20 protein-coding genes and 1 tRNA gene are annotated in these 17053 nt (G+C 59.3%); 17 read left to right on the top strand and 4 right to left on the bottom strand.

The features are described 5' to 3' along the window. The first annotated feature begins 4 nt into the window (after positions 1–4). From gcvH to SJY29_RS07495, 3 genes are all read left to right on the top strand, one after another. Positions 5–364 (top strand): glycine cleavage system protein GcvH, encoded by a 360-nt coding sequence (gene gcvH / locus SJY29_RS07505; RefSeq protein ID WP_055292739.1) that lies wholly within the window; start codon positions 5–7, stop codon positions 362–364. Positions 365–382: 18 nt separating this feature from the next. Then, positions 383–3226, top strand: a complete 2844-nt coding sequence (gene gcvP / locus SJY29_RS07500) for an aminomethyl-transferring glycine dehydrogenase (RefSeq protein WP_400088401.1) — start codon at positions 383–385, stop codon at positions 3224–3226. A 167-nt stretch (positions 3227–3393) separates the two neighbouring features. After that, a complete protein-coding gene (locus SJY29_RS07495; protein WP_400088398.1) occupies positions 3394–3921 on the top strand; it encodes a GNAT family N-acetyltransferase in 528 nt (175 codons plus the stop codon). A 148-nt stretch (positions 3922–4069) separates the two neighbouring features. Here the strand turns inward: SJY29_RS07495 and SJY29_RS07490 are convergent. After that, a tRNA-Ser gene (locus tag SJY29_RS07490) sits at positions 4070–4159 on the bottom strand. 148 nt (positions 4160–4307) lie between these two features. On the opposite strand from SJY29_RS07490, the gene SJY29_RS07485 reads away from it, so the two are divergent. Then, the gene (locus SJY29_RS07485) at positions 4308–5141 is read left to right on the top strand and encodes a DUF2059 domain-containing protein (protein ID WP_400088395.1); all 834 of its coding nucleotides are present in this window, start codon (positions 4308–4310) and stop codon (positions 5139–5141) included. A gap of 69 nt (positions 5142–5210) precedes the next feature. Further along, positions 5211–5615, top strand: a complete 405-nt coding sequence (locus tag SJY29_RS07480; protein WP_400088392.1) for a hypothetical protein — start codon at positions 5211–5213, stop codon at positions 5613–5615. Here SJY29_RS07480 and SJY29_RS07475 read toward each other — a convergent pair. Next, positions 5612–5959: a hypothetical protein gene (locus tag SJY29_RS07475; protein ID WP_400088389.1), complete on the bottom strand. Its 348-nt coding sequence runs from the start codon at positions 5957–5959 to the stop codon at positions 5612–5614. The two genes, SJY29_RS07480 and SJY29_RS07475, sit on opposite strands and share 4 nt — an antisense overlap. Before the next feature lie 177 nt (positions 5960–6136). Here SJY29_RS07475 and SJY29_RS07470 point away from each other — a divergent pair, with 177 nt between their 5' ends. The 7 genes from SJY29_RS07470 to SJY29_RS07440 all read left to right on the top strand — a co-directional run bounded on the left by SJY29_RS07470 (position 6137) and on the right by SJY29_RS07440 (position 11800). Beyond that, positions 6137–6820 carry a 50S ribosomal protein L21 gene (locus SJY29_RS07470; protein ID WP_400088386.1) on the top strand — a complete coding sequence of 228 codons (684 nt, stop codon included), beginning with the start codon at positions 6137–6139 and terminating at the stop codon, positions 6818–6820. Between the two features lie 11 nt (positions 6821–6831). Further along, positions 6832–7101: a 50S ribosomal protein L27 gene (gene rpmA, locus SJY29_RS07465; RefSeq protein ID WP_110278856.1), complete on the top strand. Its 270-nt coding sequence runs from the start codon at positions 6832–6834 to the stop codon at positions 7099–7101. 126 nt (positions 7102–7227) lie between these two features. After that, positions 7228–7770 carry a GNAT family N-acetyltransferase gene (locus tag SJY29_RS07460; protein ID WP_110278855.1) on the top strand — a complete coding sequence of 181 codons (543 nt, stop codon included), beginning with the start codon at positions 7228–7230 and terminating at the stop codon, positions 7768–7770. 72 nt (positions 7771–7842) lie between these two features. Then, the gene (locus SJY29_RS07455; RefSeq protein ID WP_400088382.1) at positions 7843–8343 is read left to right on the top strand and encodes a GNAT family N-acetyltransferase; all 501 of its coding nucleotides are present in this window, start codon (positions 7843–7845) and stop codon (positions 8341–8343) included. 38 nt (positions 8344–8381) lie between these two features. After that, entirely contained in the window at positions 8382–9431 is a 1050-nt protein-coding gene (obgE, locus tag SJY29_RS07450; RefSeq protein ID WP_400088379.1) for a GTPase ObgE, read from the top strand. Then, entirely contained in the window at positions 9419–10525 is a 1107-nt protein-coding gene (proB, locus tag SJY29_RS07445) for a glutamate 5-kinase (protein WP_400088376.1), read from the top strand. Before obgE ends, proB begins: the two co-directional genes overlap by 13 nt. A gap of 12 nt (positions 10526–10537) precedes the next feature. Further along, positions 10538–11800, top strand: coding sequence for a glutamate-5-semialdehyde dehydrogenase (locus SJY29_RS07440; protein ID WP_400088374.1), 1263 nt, complete (start codon positions 10538–10540; stop codon positions 11798–11800). On the opposite strand, the gene SJY29_RS07435 is transcribed toward SJY29_RS07440, so the two are convergent. Continuing rightward, on the bottom strand, positions 11797–12390 hold the full coding sequence (locus SJY29_RS07435) for a histidine phosphotransferase family protein (RefSeq protein ID WP_400088371.1): 594 nt from the start codon (positions 12388–12390) through the stop codon (positions 11797–11799). The two genes, SJY29_RS07440 and SJY29_RS07435, sit on opposite strands and share 4 nt — an antisense overlap. 26 nt (positions 12391–12416) lie before the next feature. Between SJY29_RS07435 and SJY29_RS07430 the strand changes: the two genes are divergently transcribed. From SJY29_RS07430 to SJY29_RS07420, 3 genes are all read left to right on the top strand, one after another. Further along, positions 12417–12596, top strand: coding sequence for a DUF3553 domain-containing protein (locus tag SJY29_RS07430; protein WP_110278850.1), 180 nt, complete (start codon positions 12417–12419; stop codon positions 12594–12596). A 123-nt stretch (positions 12597–12719) separates the two neighbouring features. Continuing rightward, the gene (locus SJY29_RS07425; protein ID WP_400088367.1) at positions 12720–13499 is read left to right on the top strand and encodes a GNAT family N-acetyltransferase; all 780 of its coding nucleotides are present in this window, start codon (positions 12720–12722) and stop codon (positions 13497–13499) included. After that, positions 13492–14316, top strand: a complete 825-nt coding sequence (locus SJY29_RS07420; RefSeq protein ID WP_400088364.1) for a lysophospholipid acyltransferase family protein — start codon at positions 13492–13494, stop codon at positions 14314–14316. The genes SJY29_RS07425 and SJY29_RS07420 overlap by 8 nt, the downstream gene beginning before the upstream one ends. On the opposite strand, the gene SJY29_RS07415 is transcribed toward SJY29_RS07420, so the two are convergent. Continuing rightward, positions 14313–14939 carry a thiamine phosphate synthase gene (locus tag SJY29_RS07415; protein WP_400088361.1) on the bottom strand — a complete coding sequence of 209 codons (627 nt, stop codon included), beginning with the start codon at positions 14937–14939 and terminating at the stop codon, positions 14313–14315. The genes SJY29_RS07420 and SJY29_RS07415 overlap by 4 nt on opposite strands. 140 nt (positions 14940–15079) lie before the next feature. Here SJY29_RS07415 and SJY29_RS07410 point away from each other — a divergent pair, with 140 nt between their 5' ends. Both SJY29_RS07410 and ctaA read left to right on the top strand, forming a co-directional pair. Continuing rightward, entirely contained in the window at positions 15080–15820 is a 741-nt protein-coding gene (locus SJY29_RS07410; RefSeq protein WP_400088358.1) for an RNA methyltransferase, read from the top strand. A gap of 95 nt (positions 15821–15915) precedes the next feature. Next, positions 15916–17052 (top strand): heme A synthase, encoded by a 1137-nt coding sequence (gene ctaA / locus SJY29_RS07405; RefSeq protein ID WP_400088861.1) that lies wholly within the window; start codon positions 15916–15918, stop codon positions 17050–17052. Position 17053: the final 1 nt, after the last annotated feature.

The following is a 17053-nucleotide window of genomic DNA, read 5'->3' as shown; positions in this document are numbered from 1 at the left end:
CCCGATGAAATACACCGAAGAACATGAATGGCTGCGCCCTGAAGACGACCTGATTGTCGTGGGTATCACCGAGCACGCCACAACCCAACTGGGCGATATCGTCTTTGTCGAATTGCCCGAAGTAGGCGCGACCGTGACTAAGGACGACGAGATCGTGGTGATCGAAAGCGTCAAGGCCGCCTCTGATATCCTTGCGCCACTGGACGGTGAAATTGTCGAGGTCAACACAGCCCTTGCTGACAATCCCGCCCTCGCAAACGAGGATGCCATCGGGGATGGCTGGTTCTTCAAGATCAAGCCGTCCGACCCGTCACAGATGGACGAGTACATGGACGAAGCAGCCTATAACGCAATGATCGCCTGAACACGCGCGGAGCCTGACATGCCTTTTACCCCGACCGATTATCTGCCCTATGACTTTGCCAATCGCCGCCATATCGGACCCTCGCAGGCCGAAATGGCGCAGATGCTGCAAGTGGTCGGGGCAAAAGACCTTGATGCGCTGATTGATGACACATTGCCTGCCGCAATCCGGCAGAAAGACCCGCTGGACTTCGGCAAGCCGCTGTCCGAGGCAGAGTTGCTGCGCCGTATGAAAAAGACGGCGCAAAAGAACAAGGTGCTGACGTCTTTGATCGGGCAGGGGTATCATGGCACGGTCACGCCCCCCGCAATCCAGCGCAATATTTTCGAAAACCCTGCGTGGTACACCGCCTATACGCCCTACCAGCCCGAGATTTCACAGGGCCGGCTTGAGGCATTGTTGAACTTCCAGACGATGGTGTCTGATCTGACAGGCCTTGAGATTGCCAATGCGTCCCTGCTGGACGAGGCAACCGCCTGCGCCGAGGCGATGACCATGGCGCAGCGTCTCGCCAAGAGCAAAGCCAAGGCGTTCTTTGTCGACGAAAACTGCCATCCGCAAAACATCGCCGTCATCCAGACCCGCGCCGCACCTTTGGGGATCGCGGTGATCGTGGGTGATCCGGACACACTGGATGCCGCGGCGGTCTTTGGCGGGATCTTCCAGTTTCCCGGCACCCACGGGCATTTGCGTGATTTCACCGATCAGATTGCGGCCCTGCATGCCGAAAACGCCATTGGTGTGATTGCGGCTGATCCGCTGTCACTGACCCTATTCAAAGAACCGGGTGCGATGGGCGCCGATATCGCCGTCGGCAGTACCCAGCGGTTTGGCGTGCCCATTGGCTCTGGCGGCCCGCATGCGGCCTATATGGCGACGAAAAAGGCCTATGCACGGTCTATGCCGGGCCGCATTGTGGGTGTGTCGATCGACAGTCACGGCAACCGCGCCTACCGGCTGTCCTTGCAGACCCGCGAACAGCACATCCGCCGCGAAAAGGCGACGTCCAACGTGTGTACCGCACAGGCGCTTTTGGCGGTGATGGCAGGGTTCTATGCCGTTTTCCATGGCCCCGAGGGGTTGAAAGCCATTGCCCAACGCATTCACCGCAAAACCGCGCGGCTGGTTGAGGGGCTGAAAGACGCGGGCTTTGACGTGCGTCCTGCCACTTTCTTTGACACGGTGACGGTCGATGTGGGGCCCTTGCAGGCGGCCGTCATGGCCGCGGCGGTGAACGAAGGGATCAACCTGCGCGCGGTGGGCAAAACCCAGGTGGGGATCACGCTGGATGAACGCACACGGTCCGAGACAATCGAGGCCGTCTGGCGCGCGTTTGGCATCACGCGGGCGGACAAGGATTATACGCCGCATTATCACATGCCCGAAAAGCTGATCCGCACGTCCGACTATCTGACGCATCCTGTGTTCCACATGAACCGTGCCGAGACGGAAATGATGCGCTATATGCGCCGCCTTGCGGATCGTGATTTGGCGCTGGACCGTGCGATGATCCCGCTGGGGTCGTGCACGATGAAGCTGAATTCCGCCGCCGAGATGATGCCGGTCTCCTGGGACGAATTCGCGCTGCTGCACCCCTATGCGCCCCGCGATCAGGCCGAAGGCTATCACGAAATGATCGACGATCTGTCCGCGAAACTCTGTGATGTGACCGGCTATGACGCGATCTCGATGCAGCCCAATTCCGGCGCGCAGGGCGAATATGCGGGGCTCTTGACGATTGCGCGCTATCACGCTGAGCAGGGGCAGGGGCACCGCAATATCTGCCTGATCCCGATGTCCGCGCATGGCACGAACCCTGCCTCGGCGCAGATGGTGGGCTGGACTGTGGTGCCGATCAAATCAGCTGCGAACGGTGATATTGATCTGGACGATTTCCGCGCCAAAGCCGCACAGCACGCCGACAACCTCGCTGGATGCATGATCACCTATCCCTCGACCCATGGCGTGTTCGAGGAAACCGTGACCGAGGTTTGCAAGATTACCCATGACCATGGTGGTCAGGTCTATATCGACGGGGCCAATATGAACGCTATGGTCGGCCTGTCGCGCCCTGGTGATCTTGGGGGTGATGTCAGCCACCTGAACCTGCACAAAACCTTCTGCATTCCCCATGGCGGCGGTGGCCCCGGTATGGGACCGATCGGCGTGAAAACCCACCTGATCCCGCATCTGCCCGGTGATCCCAATGGCGGGACAGGGGCGGTGTCGGCGGCGGCCTACGGCTCGCCCTCGCTTTTGCCGATCTCTTGGGCCTATTGCCTGATGATGGGCGGTGAAGGGCTGACGCAGGCGACGCGCGTTGCGATCCTGAACGCCAATTACATCGCCAAGCGGCTCGAAGGGGCGTTTGATGTGCTCTACAAAGGGCCAACCGGCCGCGTGGCGCATGAATGTATCATCGACACACGCCCCTTTGCGGATAGCGCAGGTGTGACAGTAGATGATATCGCCAAGCGCCTGATCGACAACGGTTTTCACGCCCCCACGATGAGCTGGCCTGTGGCCGGAACGCTGATGGTGGAACCCACGGAATCCGAAACCAAGGCCGAGCTTGACCGGTTTTGTGATGCGATGCTGGCGATCCGCGCCGAGATTGCCCAGATCGAGAACGGGCAGATCGACGCGGTCAACAACCCGCTCAAGAACGCCCCGCACACAATGGAAGACCTCGTGCTGGACTGGGACCGGCCCTATTCACGCGAAGTGGGGTGCTTTCCGCCCGGTGCCTTCCGGATCGACAAATACTGGCCACCGGTCAACCGCGTCGACAATGTCTGGGGCGACCGCAACCTGACCTGCACCTGCCCGCCGATGACAGACTATCTGGAAGCGGCAGAGTAGGGGCGGCATCAGGATCACCTAGCCGTAAAGCGCCGGCAGCCAACGGATGGTGCGCCGGCGCTTTTGGGCAGGTTTGTGCAACAGCCTTGCTGGAATCCCTGCGTTGGATCACATTGCAGGGACAGCCAGCGCCGCCAAACGTGTTCGGCTGAATATGGAGCACTGCAATGCACGATATCACGATCGCACTATGCGAGAGCCTGCCGCCCAAGGACGAACTCGATGATATTTTGTCCCAGTACTATGCGCTCATCGTGGTCCGGATGCGGGAGATGGGGTTTGAGATTGATCCCGCTGCGCCAAAGAGTGCGCTTGCCGAGTTCTGGGCGCATGCGGACGATTATTTGCCTCCGAACGGCTGTCTTGTGGTTGCGCGTAAAGGTGATGGACAGATCGTTGGCTGTGGCATGATGAAGCGCCTCGATCATGACACAGGCGAGTTGAAACGGGTTTTTGTCACCCGGGATGCGCGGGGAACCGGCACCGGCAGAGCATTGATCGTGGCGCGGGAACAAGCGGCGCGCAACATGGGGTTAAAGCGTCTGGTGGCAGATACGCTCACACCCAATGTCGAGATGCGCAGTCTTTATCCCAAGCTTGGGTTTGTGGAATTGGATGAACCTATCGAGACCACGACCTATAAGGACCAGCCCATGCTGCGCCCGCATTTACATTATTTCGCGAAAGACCTGTGAGTGCAGCAAGCGGCTTGTGTCTTGCGTTGTGGTGATAGTCTTTGCCTGTATCCGGCTGACAATGCTACCTCGTAACGCTGAGCGCCCAAGGCTTCGGGTGCGCCGATTGTGATTGAGCAGGTCCTGCCCGATTAATCAAGCAACCGGATGGCGGAGAGACAGGGATTCGAACCCTGGGTAGGCTTGCACCCACAACGGTTTTCGAGACCGCCCCGTTCGACCACTCCGGCACCTCTCCGCGGGGGTCAGGGCGGGGTGTTACTGTGGCGCGCGCGCCCGTGCAAGACCCAAAGCACGGATATCTGACATTTCCGTGGGGGGCCTTGGCAAAGAGCGGTCAGGGTGCATAACTTTCCCTGCAGGTTTTGTATTGATAGGATATGTGCATGTTCCGCTTCGCAGCCCCCTTCGCTTTCGCCGCGACCCTCACCGTCGCACCGCTTTGGGCGCAAGAAAAAGATGCCGATGCAGTCGATCAGCTGTTTGATGCGCTTGGCATGCCCGAGATGATCGAGATCATGCGTGAAGAGGGGCTGGCATATGGCGAGACGCTGGCCAGCGATATGCTGCCCGGCGGGACTTCTGCGGAATGGTCTATGGCGGTCTCTGCGATTTATGATCTCGAGATGATGACCGAGGAGGTCCGCGGTGTGCTGGGCGAGGCGCTTGAAGGCGACGATGTCGATGCCATGCTGGCGTTTTTCACCTCTGAGCAGGGCGCGCGTATTGTCGGGCTCGAGGTCAGCGCCCGCCGTGCTTTGCTCGATGATGCGGTCGAAGAGGCCAGTAAAGAGAACGCCGCACTTGCCGTGATGGATGAGACGCCCCGTTTTCAGATGGTGCAGGATTTTATTGATGCCAACGATTTAATAGAGGCCAATGTCATCGGATCGCTGAATTCCACCTACGCGTTTTACTCGGGGCTGATTGACGGCGGTGCTCTGCCTGCTGGCGTGACGCTTGAAACCGCGCTGCAGGACGTCTGGGCGCAGGAACCAACCGTGCGGGCTGACACAACCGAGTGGCTCTATTCGTTCCTGCTTATGGCCTATCAGCCGCTCTCGGATGACGAGTTGGAGGCCTATCTTGCCTTTTCACGCAGTGACGCAGGGCAGGATATGACGGACGCGCTCTTTGAGGCGTTCAACGGGATGTTCGACGATATTTCACGTGCGCTCGGTCTGGCTTCGTCGCGCTTTATGCTGACCCAAGAACTGTGATCCCTGCCTCTTGGAATCGCTGATTGGCAGGTTATGCTGGGCCGGCAATATCGAACAGAGGAGCCCGTCTTGCCTGCTTTCAAACCCGCGTTTTTTGCTCTTTTCCTGCTGGCCGCCTGCGATCAGACCGCTGCAATTGCCCCGCAGCCGGATTTGCCGGCGGATGATCCGCGTCAGGCAGAACTGCTCGCGGCGGAATGTACAATCTATTTTGCGGCCGTGGTAAAACTGGAAGCAGAAGGGCGCGCGGTCAATGGCAACCCCACACGGGGCTGTCCTGCGGAAGCGGCGGGCATTCCGGCCGATATCAATCCGATGGTCAGCGTACCGCCTGTAACCCCGGGCTATCCGCAAACGCTTTTTGATCGCATGGTCGCACGCGGCATTCCTGCCGATCTGGCCGGTGATATCGCGAAATCCAAGGCGTTCTGGGATCTGGTCGCCAAGCGGGACAGCCTGTTGGCGGATTTCTAGCTGCCATAGACCATCAGCGCAGTGACCAGTGCGCCCGGATTGGCCTGATACAGCCCCAAATTGGATTGAAGCTGAATGATACGGGTCGGCCGGTCGCGTGGCGGAATGCCTGCGGCCTCCATTGCTTCCGTCAGGGTAGGGCCGCCGCCACTGGCGATGTCAGAGATGATCGCGTCAAAGCTGGATTTTACGATGACTTCGACAGTCCCGCGGCGCTGCGTATAGGCGGCATTGTCAAAAAGGGTGCTGGCGCCGGTCACCGGTAACATCAACGGATTGCCGATGTGCCCGCCGTCCTGTGTGCAGGCCGACGTCAGGACAGTCGCGAGAACGAGCCAGCGCATGGGGATTTATCCTTCTTTTTATGTTGACTTATGGGGGCATTGGTCAGATATAGTGCGAACTCTGCAAGGGTATTGCGGGGTGATATGCGAAAACTCGCCCACGGGCGCGCTGTCCACAGGTACCAAACACCGGATCGACCCGGGGCCTCAGCGACGCGAAAGATAAAGGAAATACATATGTTTGCGGTTCTCAAAACCGGCGGCAAGCAGTACAAAGTGGCCTCTGGCGACGTACTTCGTGTCGAAAAGCTTGCAGCGAAAGCAGGCGACAAAGTTCAATTCAACGAGATTCTGATGGTCGGATCCACAGTGGGTACACCCACTGTTGAGGGTGCTGGCGTACAAGCCGAAGTCATCGACCAGATCAAAGGCGAAAAGACGATCAACTTCGTCAAGCGCCGTCGTAAGCACGGCAGCCAGCGCACCAAAGGCCACCGTCAGCAACTGACACTGGTCCGCATCGCCGAAATCCTTGAAAAAGGTGCCGACAAGTCCGGCGTCATGGCGGCTGTTTCCGGCGCGGGCATCGCGCATGTGACAGGCGCAAATGGCGCACCAACATCCAAAAAAGCGGCTGCGGCTGCTGCGCGTGCATCAACACCCAAGGCTGACAAGCCGAAGGCAGCTCCGAAAGCAAAAGCTGAGCCAAAAGCGGTTGCTGGCGCGGATGACCTGAAAAAGCTGTCTGGCGTTGGTCCGGCACTTGAGAAAAAGCTGCATGAAGCTGGCGTGACAACATTCGCCCAGATCGCAGCATGGACGGAAGCTGATGTGGCTGCTATGGACGAGAAACTGTCGTTCAAGGGCCGCATCGAACGTGAGGGCTGGATCGCGCAAGCGGTTGAGCTGGCAAAAGGCTAAGGAGAGACCAAATGGCACATAAAAAAGCAGGCGGTTCATCCCGTAACGGACGCGACTCAGCTGGTCGTCGTCTTGGTGTAAAGAAATACGGTGGCGAGACTGTCGTTCCCGGCAACATCATCATGCGTCAGCGTGGCACAAAGATGTGGCCAGGCATGGGCGTTGGCATGGGCAAGGATCACACGATCTTTGCAACCGTTGATGGCGCTGTGAAGTTCCACAAAGGCCTCAAGGGCCGCACCTTTATTTCGGTTCTTCCAGTGGCGGAGGCCGCTGAGTAAGCCGAAATTTCCAAAAGATACAATTGGAGGGATCGGTGAAAACCGGTCCCTTTTTTTGTTCATATTTCTGCCATCAAATAATTTTAGACGATGGCGCAGATGCAGTTGTTTTCGGGGAGGGAAACAATGAGACATGAAGAGATTACCGTTCAGGAAACCATAGAAGCCGCACGGTTCGTGCTGCGCCCGTGCCGCAAGTCTGACGCGGGTCTGATCGCGATGTATGCGAGTGACGACCGTGTCGCGCGCGGTACCCGTGCCATGCCCCATCCGCTGCCCCCCGGATCGGTTGAGGCGATGATTGAACGCGCAAGCCAGCCTGACCGCGACGAAGATGTCTGGGTCATTGACGGGTCTGCCTATGGACATGCCGAGGCACTCGGGCTGATCAGCCTTGCGCGCATGGACCGCGCGCAATCCGAGATTTTCTACTGGATTGCACCGGCTTTCTGGAACACGGGCTTCGCGACCGAGGCCGTGCGCACCCTGATTGCGGCCAACCCGCATCAGTCCGACCGGATTTTCGCCGAGGTGTTTCAGGACAACCCCGGCTCTGCCCGCGTGCTGACCAACTGCGGCTTTGATTATCTGGGCGATGCCGAAGCGTTTTCCGTGTCGCGCAAGGCCACTGTGCCCACTTGGACTTATACGCTCAAACTGGGGTCATGATCGTCTGACGCTTTGCAAACCAGATATCTGGATGCAGTATCCTGCCATCGCATGACACCAGCTAGGCCTCTTATGACCCCTGATTTGACCTATCGTGCACTCGGAGCCGACGATTTCGCAGCACTCCATGCCATGGCGTCCGACTGGTCGATCGTCCGCCAGTTGGGCCGCTGGCCGTGGCCCGCACAAGAGGCATTCACCCGCAGCAGGTGTAAACCCTATGCGGGTGACGGATTTGTCTGGGCCGTCTGCCTGGACGGGCGTCTGATCGGTACGATGGCTGTCACCGGCGGCGAGCTTGGCTATATGTTCGCGCCTGATGTGCAGGGGCGCGGGATCGCAACCAAGGCCGCCCGCGACGCGATCGCACATGCATTTGAAGACTACAATTTTGCAGCGCTGAAAGCCACGGTTTGGGTAGACAACGCGGGCTCTGCTGCTGTCTTGCGCAAATGCGGCTTCACCCTTTGGCAAACCTACTATGACCAAAGCCCGTCGCGCCTGCCGACCCTGACACACAGCTACCGTTTGTCCCGCGACACATGGGACCGCTTGAGAACTGCCGCGCAGTAGTTTATCGCGCTCCTGAACAGCCTCGGAAGGCCAAACACATGAAGTTTCTCGATCTTGCAAAGGTCTATATCCGCTCTGGCGCCGGTGGTGCGGGCTGCATCTCGTTCCGGCGCGAGAAATTCATGGAGTATGGCGGCCCTGACGGGGGCGATGGCGGCCGCGGGGGCGATGTGGTGGTTGAGGCGGTTGAGGGCCTGAACACCCTGATTGATTTCCGCTACCAGCAGCACTTTTTTGCGACGAACGGCCAGCACGGTATGGGCAGCCAGCGGACCGGGAAAGACGGTGAAACCAAGGTCCTGCGTGTGCCGGTCGGCACCGAGATCATTGATGAAGATGAGGAAACGGTGATCGCTGACCTCACCGAAGTAGGCCGGAAGATCGTGATTGCCAAAGGCGGCAATGGTGGCTGGGGCAACTTGCGCTTCAAAACCGCGACAAACCAGGCGCCCCGTCGCGCCAATCCGGGCCAAGAGGCGATTGAGCGCACGATCTGGCTACGCCTGAAACTGATCGCGGATGTGGGTTTGCTGGGGATGCCGAATGCCGGCAAATCGACTTTCCTTGCCGCTACATCTAACGCGCGGCCCAAAGTTGCCGACTATCCCTTCACAACGCTGATCCCCAATCTGGGCGTTGTCGGCATTGATGAGGTCGAATTTGTCGTGGCCGATATTCCTGGCCTCATTGAAGGCGCAAGCGAGGGGCGCGGCCTTGGTGATATGTTCCTTGGCCACGTTGAACGCTGTGCAGTGCTGCTACACCTGATTGACGGCACCTCGGGTGATCCGGCGGGCGACCTGACGACGATCATCAAAGAGCTTGAGGCCTATGGCGGTGCGCTTGCCGAGAAGCCGCGCATCACGGTGCTGAACAAAATCGACGCGCTTGATGAAGAAGAGCGGATCTTCCTGCGCGATGAGATCGCGGCTGTCGCCAAGGGCCCTGTCATGATGATGTCGGGTGTGACCGGCGAGGGTATTCCCGAAGTGCTGCGCGCCTTGCGGGCCGAGATTGACGACAACCGCCTGCGCCACCGCAAAGCGGAGGAGCAGGACGAAGGCGGGGATGCGCCATGGCAACCCTGACCGCGTCCAAGCGCCTTGTGGTCAAGATCGGCTCGGCGTTGCTGGTTGATGCGGCCACCGGCGCGCTTCGCCAGGACTGGCTCACTTCACTGGCTGACGATGTGGCACGCGTACGTGCACGCGGCACCGATGTAATCATTGTGTCGTCGGGGTCTATCGCCTTGGGGCGGGGCATTCTGGGCCTGCCGCTGACGTCGCTTGCGCTGGAACAATCGCAGGCGGCTGCCGCTGTCGGCCAGATCCGACTGGCGCGTGCCTATGAGGAGGCCTTAACGCCACATGGCATTATCACCGGACAAGTCCTTGTTACGCTTGAAGATTCACAGGACCGCAGGCGGTATCTCAACAGTCGCGCAACGATGGAAACGATGCTAGGTCTGGGCGTCACGCCGATCGTGAATGAAAACGACACAATCGCAACCGACGAAATCCGCTATGGCGATAACGACCGGTTAGCGGCGCAGGTCGCGGTGACAGTCGGGGCCGATCAACTGGTGCTTTTGTCGGATGTCGACGGGCTTTATACCGCCAACCCGAGGATTGATAGCGCCGCAAAACATATTGAAACTGTTGACAAATTGACGCCAGAGATCGAAGCGATGGCCGGTGATGTGGGGTCGGGCCTGTCCAAAGGCGGCATGATCACCAAACTGATTGCCGCGCGCATCGCGACCGAGGCGGGCTGTGCCATGGCCATTGCCTTGGGCACCGCATTGAACCCGCTTGCCAAGCTGGAAGACGGGGCAAGGGCCACTTGGTTTGCTGCACAAACCGATCCGCAGGCGGCACGCAAACGCTGGATTTCGGCAATGAAACCGCGTGGCACTGTGACGGTGGATGCGGGCGCACAAGATGCGTTGCACCATGGCAAGAGCCTGTTGCCCGCCGGTGTCACGCAGATCAGCGGCAGTTTCGGCCGCGGCGAGGTCGTGACAATCGTGGACTCTACCGGTGCGACTCTGGGCCAGGGCCTGATCCGGTATACCAGCGCCGAAGCACGCCAGATCATGGGGCGCCGTTCGGCCGAGATTGTGGAAATTTTGGGCTATGACGGCCGCGCGGCGCTGGTGCACCGCGACGACATGGTGCTGTAAGAGGAAAAGAGCATGGGTGATCAAGACATAGGCACGATGATGGCCAAGATCGGTGCGGATGCACGTGCCGCGTCGACCGTGCTGGCCACCGCTGGATCAGAGCGCAAATACGCGGCCCTCATTGGTGCGGCTGACGCGATCTGGGAAAACCGCATGGCGATCATGGACGCCAATGCCGAAGATCAGGTCTATGGCGAAGAAAAGGGGCTCAGCCCGGCCATGATGGACCGTTTGATGCTGGATGAGCCCCGCATCCGCGCTATGGCCGAGGGGCTGCGCAATGTGGCCGCCCAATCCGATCCGGTGGGCGAGGTGATGACCGAATGGGATATGCCCAGCGGTCTGCACATCCAGCGTGTGCGCACGCCTCTGGGTGTAATCGGCGTCATCTATGAAAGCCGCCCCAATGTGACGGCGGACGCAGGCGCGCTTTGCCTGCAGTCGGGTAATGCGGTCATTCTGCGCGGCGGGTCCGAGAGCTTTCATTCCTCCACAGCGATCCACGACTGCCTGCAAATCGGCTTGAAACAGGCAGGGCTCCCTGCAACGGCGATCCAGCTTGTACCGACCCGCGACCGCGCGGCGGTTTCGGCGATGCTGACCGCGACAGACCATATCGACGTGATTGTGCCACGCGGCGGCAAGGGGCTTGTCGGGTTGGTTCAGCGCGAAGCCTGCGTACCTGTCTTTGCCCATCTTGAAGGCATTTGCCATATCTACGTGGGCGCGACGGCTGATCCTGCAATGGCGGTCGAGATCGTTCTCAATGCCAAAACCCGGCGCACCGGCATCTGCGGGTCCATGGAATGCCTGTTGATCGACTGGCGTTTTTATACGCAACACGGCTCACTGCTGGTTGATGCCCTGCTGAAGGCCGGCGTTGATGTGCGCGCTGATGGTGAACTGGCCAAGATTGCGGGCACAACACCCGCGCAACCCGATGATTTCGGACAGGAGTTTCTGGATATGATTTGCGCGGCCAAGCTTGTCGATGGTGTCGACGAAGCGATTGCGCATATCCGCACTTACGGCTCAAACCACACAGATGCCATCATTACGGCCGATGATCAGGCCGCGGCACATTTCTTCAAAGAGCTGGATAGTGCGATCCTGATGCGCAACGCCTCGACCCAGTTTGCCGACGGTGCGGAATTCGGCATGGGCGCCGAGATAGGGATTGCGACAGGCAAATTGCATGCACGTGGGCCGGTCGGGGCGACGCAATTGACCAGCTTCAAATACCTTGTGACAGGAAACGGCGCGGTGCGCCGCTAGAACCGCGCGATCAGGTGGTCACTCATGTGGCGGAACTGCAAACGACGCTGCGCTTGCGCCAGCACATCGGGTAGAAGTGCAAATTGCACATGCGCCGCTGTGTATCTGAAGCCCATTTGTGGTGCGGTGATGTTATCCCACAACTCCTGATCCACGGCCAGCCGCGGCCCTTCGGCGCGCATGACCCACATATCGCCGTCCTGCGTGATCTGGATGTCACCGCCCAGTGGCATGGCGGATTCAAGCGCCTGCAACATCAAGAGCGCGGCCCGTACCAGACGGCGCGGCTGATCACCCGCGATCTTCCAGATATAATTGATCCTGCCACCGCTTGCCGTTGCCGCAAGGATCGAAAGAATCTCGGCACGGCTGACGGATTGCTCTTCGCTGGCCGCACCGTAGGCGATCCGGAAATACCGGATCCGTGCACTCGCGTTCTGTACGCTTTCGCTGATCAGGTCCATTTCGGCACCGGTATCGCCATCGGTCAGTGCCAAAAGCTCGACACCATTGCCGATTGCACCAATTGGGCTGATAAGATCATGGCAAATCCGTGATCCGACCAATGCTGCGAGATCAGGTTGCATCATGCAGCCTCCGTTGTAAGAGAGAGTAGATGTCAGATATAAATGCAATCTTTGAGCCTGGCGTGCTCGTGCGCCATCCCGACCAGCCGGAGTGGGGCGTCGGGCAGGTGCAGTCCAACATTGGCGACCGGATAACTGTTAACTTCAGGGAGATGGGCAAAATTGTCATTGATAGTCGGCGCGTCTTACTTGAACTCGTTAATGATTAAAGTACAACCTAAAGGAGAGTTGCGCAAGTCAGGTTCATATATCCTGTCAACGTGTCGCATTATGGTTGCTAAAAAGTTAACGGCTGCCGGGAATTCCACAAAAATGAAGGCTTTCCGAAAAAAATGACGCTGGTGCAATCGCCTGCATTTGAAACCCGTGTGAGCCGCGCGTCTCAGGACATCCGCGCCGCACAGCGCCTGCGCTATGAGGTTTTCATCGCAGAGTTGGGTGGGGCTGGTCCGATGGTCGATCACGTTGCCCGCTTGGAGTGTGATCAATTCGATGCCCATGCCGACCACATCCTGTTGCTGGATAAGACGCGCCCGAGAGACGATCAGATCGTTGGTGTTTACCGTGTGATGACGGCTGAAATGGCGCAGGCGGCAGGCGGCTTTTACTGCGAAACCGAGTATGATCTGACGCCGCTCTGCCAAAGCGGGCAACGCCTCTTGGAACTGGGGCGTTCTTGCCTGCATCGTGACTATCGTGGGGGGGCAGGCATGCTGCATCTTTGGCAGGCGCTTGCGGGTTATGTGGAAACCCACCAGATCGCGGTGCTTTTCGGGGTGGCCTCATTTCATGGGACTGACGTACAGGCGCTATCTTCCCCGCTTAGTCTCTTGTACCACAAACATCTGGCACCTGCGGGTCTGCGCGTCACGGCAAAAGGTCCGACAGCCGTGCCGATGAATATCCAGCCCCTCGACACGATCGACCGGATCTCTGCCGTGCGTGAAATACCTGCTTTGATCAAAGCCTATTTGCGCTTGGGCGGGAAAGTGGCACCTGATGCCTTTGTGGATCATGCCTTTAACACGGTTGATATCTGCCTGATCCTTGAGAAAGATGCGATTGATGGATTGCAGCGGGCCATTCTGGCCAAAGGCGGGGCAAATGGCTGAGACTTGGCAGAGCAAAAGCGCGCCGCCGGACTGCCGTTTGAGTGGTCTGGGCTGGCTCAGGGTCGTTCTGCGCGCGATCCCGTTGGGTGTTCTCGTCTTTGGTGGATTGCTGATCTTGCTTGCTGTCCGCCTAGTGGAGCGGCCGCTTTGCGGGCTGGGCCGGCCGGTGACGCCCTATATCACACAGTTTGTGTGCCGGATGTCCTTTGTGGTTCTGGGGATCAGATATACCTCGGAAGGTGCGCCAATGGCGGGTGCGGGGGCCGTGGTGGCAAACCATACCTCCTGGCTGGATATCTTCGCGCTGAACGCCCGCAAACGCATCTATTTTGTGTCGAAAGCCGAGGTTGCGGGCTGGCCCGGCATCGGATGGCTGGCGCGCGCGACAGGGACAGTGTTCATCCAGCGCGACCGCAGCGAAGTGCAAGGGCAGATCGCGGTGTTCCGCGAAAGGCTTGCAGGGGGTCATAAGCTGTTGTTTTTTCCCGAAGGCACCTCAACCGATGGCCTGCAGGTTCTGCCTTTCAAACCAGCCCTTTTTGCCGCCTTCTTCGATCCATCCTTGCGTCAGACGCTTCACATGCAGGCGGTGACGTTGCAGTATCACGCACCCGCCGGGGCCGACCCGCGGTTTTATGGCTGGTGGGGTGATATGGACTTCGGGCCGCATCTGCTGGCAACACTGGCCGCCGGCAAGCAAGGCAGTGTGCATGTGATTTACCACGCGCCCGTCAAGGTCGCAGATTATGCGGACCGCAAAGCTTTGGCAAAAGCAATGGAGGATCAGGTGCGTGCAGGTCTCGCGGCAGGCTCCTAGCCCAGCATCGCACGTCTGAGGGTGCCAAGGGTTCCTGCGGGGTTATCTGTGTTCCAGACCTCATCGCCGATCCCGAAGAAATCTGTGTGTGGGGACAGCGCGCGGATCAAACCCTCATCCAGCGCACCTTCTGCGACAACCGGCACTTCGATCATCAGGGACCACCACTCGAAAAGTTCCAGCTCCGCCTGACGTCCGTCACCAAGGGCCGTCTGGCCCACGGGACCAAAGCTGACGTAATCTGCGCCCAACTCACCGGCGGTCATGCCGTCATGGCGGGAATTGGTGCAGTAACAGCCCACGATGGCATCATCACCAAGGTCCTTGCGGACCTGACGGACCGACCGTGCGCCGTCTTGCAGGTGCACGCCGTCGAGACCAAGGCGTTCGACAAGCTGGATATGCGTATCAATCACCAGCGCCACATCGCGCGCATGGGTGACTTCACGCAGGGCGTCGGCGGCTTTGGCGATCCGCGCCTCATCGGTGGTGCCCAGCGCAAGGCGGACGCAGGCCACCTCGGTGCTGTCCAGACAGGCGGCCAATTCGGCCGGATAAGTCGAAAGATCGAATTCTGACGGGCTGATGAGGTAGATTTGCGGGTGGTCCTGGGCGTCCGACATGGGGGCGTTCCGATTTATTTGATGTTTCAGGGGCTTTTAGCGGGGAAAATCGGGCTTGGCTATGGGGGGCGTGCTGATGCGGTTCTTGCCTTGCACAGGCGCGCGGCGTATCAGGCGGCGATCTTATCAAAGGAAGTCTTATGCCCAGCGCCCAGCCTCAGCCTGCGTTCGTCCTGATCCGCCCCCAGATGGGTGAGAATATCGGTGCGGCGGCCCGTGGCATGTGGAATTTTGGACTGGACCGCATGCGGATCATTGATCCGCGCGATGGCTGGCCAAACCAGAAGGCTGTGGCGATGGCCAGCGGGGCAGGGCGACTGCTGGATGAGGCGCAGATCTATCCTGATACCGCTGCTGCCATTGCTGATTGTGATTATGTCTATGCCACCACGGCGCGGCCACGTGGGCTGACGAAACTGGTGCTGACACCCGAGGCTGCGATGCAGGATGCGCGCGCGCGGATCGGGCAGGGGCAGAAAGTGGCGGTGATGTTCGGCCCCGAACGCGCGGGCATGGAAAACGATGATATTGCACGCGCGAATGCGATTATCTCGGTGCCTGTGAACCCTGACTTTCCGTCGCTCAATCTGGCGCAATGTGTGTTGCTGACAGGCTATGAATGGCGGCGCGAGGCGGTTGCGGTTGATCCCGCCCGCGTGGATGCTGTGGGTGACTGGGCCGAGCAGATCGAGATTGAAAAGCTTGCCGCGCATTACGAAGAGCGGTTGGAAGATGCCGGGTTCTTTTATCCCGAACACAAGGCCGAGAACATGAAGATGAACCTGCGCAATATGTGGTCGCGCATGCCCATGACGCGGGCGGATGTGCAGATGCTGCATGGCATGATGCGCCAGATGGTTCGCTGGAAAGAGCGGGGGTAAGGTGGATTGAAATCCACCTTACATGTGGCACCCTGACGCTTGCGGTCGCCGCACGCGGGTTCTAGTTAAACGGTAACACCAAGCGGAGACCGATGATGGCAACCAAGCGCACAATATTCGAAGATGTCGGTGACACCCCCAAACAGACAGCCGCCCCCGGCGGGATTAACCGTGCAGGGCAGGGTGCGCGGCGCGCGATCCGCGCATGGTTGATGGCGCTCTTCGGTCTGGTTGTGGTGATGATCGTCGTGGGCGGTTTGACCCGCCTGACCGATAGTGGCCTGTCGATCACCGAATGGAAGCCCGTGACAGGGGCCATGCCGCCGATGTCAGAGGCCGCCTGGGAGGCTGAATTCGACAAATACCGTGCGATCCCCGAATACCAGTTGCAGAACCGTGGCATGACCATGGCCGAGTTCAAGGTGATCTACTGGTGGGAATGGGGCCACCGCCAGTTGGGCCGCTTTATCGGGCTGGTCTGGGCTGTGGGCTTTGTCGCCTTTGCTGCCTCCCGTAAGGTCCCCGCAGGCTGGACGCCGAAACTGTTGTTTATTGGCGCTTTGGGTGGCTTGCAGGGGTTTATCGGCTGGTGGATGGTGTCGTCAGGCCTTGAAGAGGGGATGTTGGACGTGGCCTCCTACCGGCTTGCCACACATCTTGGGTTGGCGTTCGTGATCTTCGGCTTTATCGCGTGGTACGTCTATCAGCTGGGCCGCAGCCAAGCCGATCTGCTGCAAGCGCGGCGCAGCGGGAATGCAGGCCTTGCGCGATTGAGCACGATCCTTGTCGGGTTTGCGTTCCTGCAAATCATCCTCGGCGCTTTGGTCGCGGGGATTGACGCGGGCCGCGCCTTCCCTGACTGGCCCCTGATGGCGGGCGGGTTCCTGCCGCCCGAGCCTTTGTCACTCACCCCGGTCTGGCGCAATTTCTTTGAGGACGCGGGACTTGTGCAATTCATGCACCGGATGGTGGGCTATGCGCTCTTTGCCTATACGATCTTCGTCTGGACCCGCGCACGCCGTTCGGCCAATGACACCACGCGCTTTACCTTCAACGCGATCATGGCGGTGATGACACTTCAGGTCGTGATCGGCATTGTGACGGTGATGTATTCCGCCCCGTGGCAGATCGCGATTGTGCATCAACTGGTGGCGGTGATCCTCTGGGCGCTGATCTTGCGGGGCCGTTTTGTGGCGCAGTATCCTGTACCACAAACCATCAAAGGGGCCTGAT

Origin of the sequence: Yoonia sp. R78084, assembly GCF_044595625.1 — a bacterium.
Classification (GTDB): domain Bacteria; phylum Pseudomonadota; class Alphaproteobacteria; order Rhodobacterales; family Rhodobacteraceae; genus Yoonia.
This window is presented reverse-complemented; position numbering and strand designations above follow the sequence as displayed.

Excerpts from the sequence above, each read along its gene's own strand:
- gcvH (WP_055292739.1), top strand. The coding sequence starts at position 5 with ATGAAATACACCGAAGAACATGAATGGCTGCGCCCTGAAGACGACCTG.
- gcvP (WP_400088401.1), top strand. The coding sequence starts at position 383 with ATGCCTTTTACCCCGACCGATTATCTGCCCTATGACTTTGCCAATCGC.
- SJY29_RS07495 (WP_400088398.1), top strand. The coding sequence starts at position 3,394 with ATGCACGATATCACGATCGCACTATGCGAGAGCCTGCCGCCCAAGGAC.
- SJY29_RS07485 (WP_400088395.1), top strand. The coding sequence starts at position 4,308 with ATGTTCCGCTTCGCAGCCCCCTTCGCTTTCGCCGCGACCCTCACCGTC.
- SJY29_RS07475 (WP_400088389.1), bottom strand. The coding sequence starts at position 5,959 with ATGCGCTGGCTCGTTCTCGCGACTGTCCTGACGTCGGCCTGCACACAG.
- SJY29_RS07470 (WP_400088386.1), top strand. The coding sequence starts at position 6,137 with ATGTTTGCGGTTCTCAAAACCGGCGGCAAGCAGTACAAAGTGGCCTCT.
- rpmA (WP_110278856.1), top strand. The coding sequence starts at position 6,832 with ATGGCACATAAAAAAGCAGGCGGTTCATCCCGTAACGGACGCGACTCA.
- SJY29_RS07460 (WP_110278855.1), top strand. The coding sequence starts at position 7,228 with ATGAGACATGAAGAGATTACCGTTCAGGAAACCATAGAAGCCGCACGG.
- SJY29_RS07455 (WP_400088382.1), top strand. The coding sequence starts at position 7,843 with ATGACCCCTGATTTGACCTATCGTGCACTCGGAGCCGACGATTTCGCA.
- obgE (WP_400088379.1), top strand. The coding sequence starts at position 8,382 with ATGAAGTTTCTCGATCTTGCAAAGGTCTATATCCGCTCTGGCGCCGGT.
- proB (WP_400088376.1), top strand. The coding sequence starts at position 9,419 with ATGGCAACCCTGACCGCGTCCAAGCGCCTTGTGGTCAAGATCGGCTCG.
- SJY29_RS07440 (WP_400088374.1), top strand. The coding sequence starts at position 10,538 with ATGGGTGATCAAGACATAGGCACGATGATGGCCAAGATCGGTGCGGAT.
- SJY29_RS07435 (WP_400088371.1), bottom strand. The coding sequence starts at position 12,390 with ATGATGCAACCTGATCTCGCAGCATTGGTCGGATCACGGATTTGCCAT.
- SJY29_RS07430 (WP_110278850.1), top strand. The coding sequence starts at position 12,417 with ATGTCAGATATAAATGCAATCTTTGAGCCTGGCGTGCTCGTGCGCCAT.
- SJY29_RS07425 (WP_400088367.1), top strand. The coding sequence starts at position 12,720 with ATGACGCTGGTGCAATCGCCTGCATTTGAAACCCGTGTGAGCCGCGCG.
- SJY29_RS07420 (WP_400088364.1), top strand. The coding sequence starts at position 13,492 with ATGGCTGAGACTTGGCAGAGCAAAAGCGCGCCGCCGGACTGCCGTTTG.
- SJY29_RS07415 (WP_400088361.1), bottom strand. The coding sequence starts at position 14,939 with ATGTCGGACGCCCAGGACCACCCGCAAATCTACCTCATCAGCCCGTCA.
- SJY29_RS07410 (WP_400088358.1), top strand. The coding sequence starts at position 15,080 with ATGCCCAGCGCCCAGCCTCAGCCTGCGTTCGTCCTGATCCGCCCCCAG.
- ctaA (WP_400088861.1), top strand. The coding sequence starts at position 15,916 with ATGGCAACCAAGCGCACAATATTCGAAGATGTCGGTGACACCCCCAAA.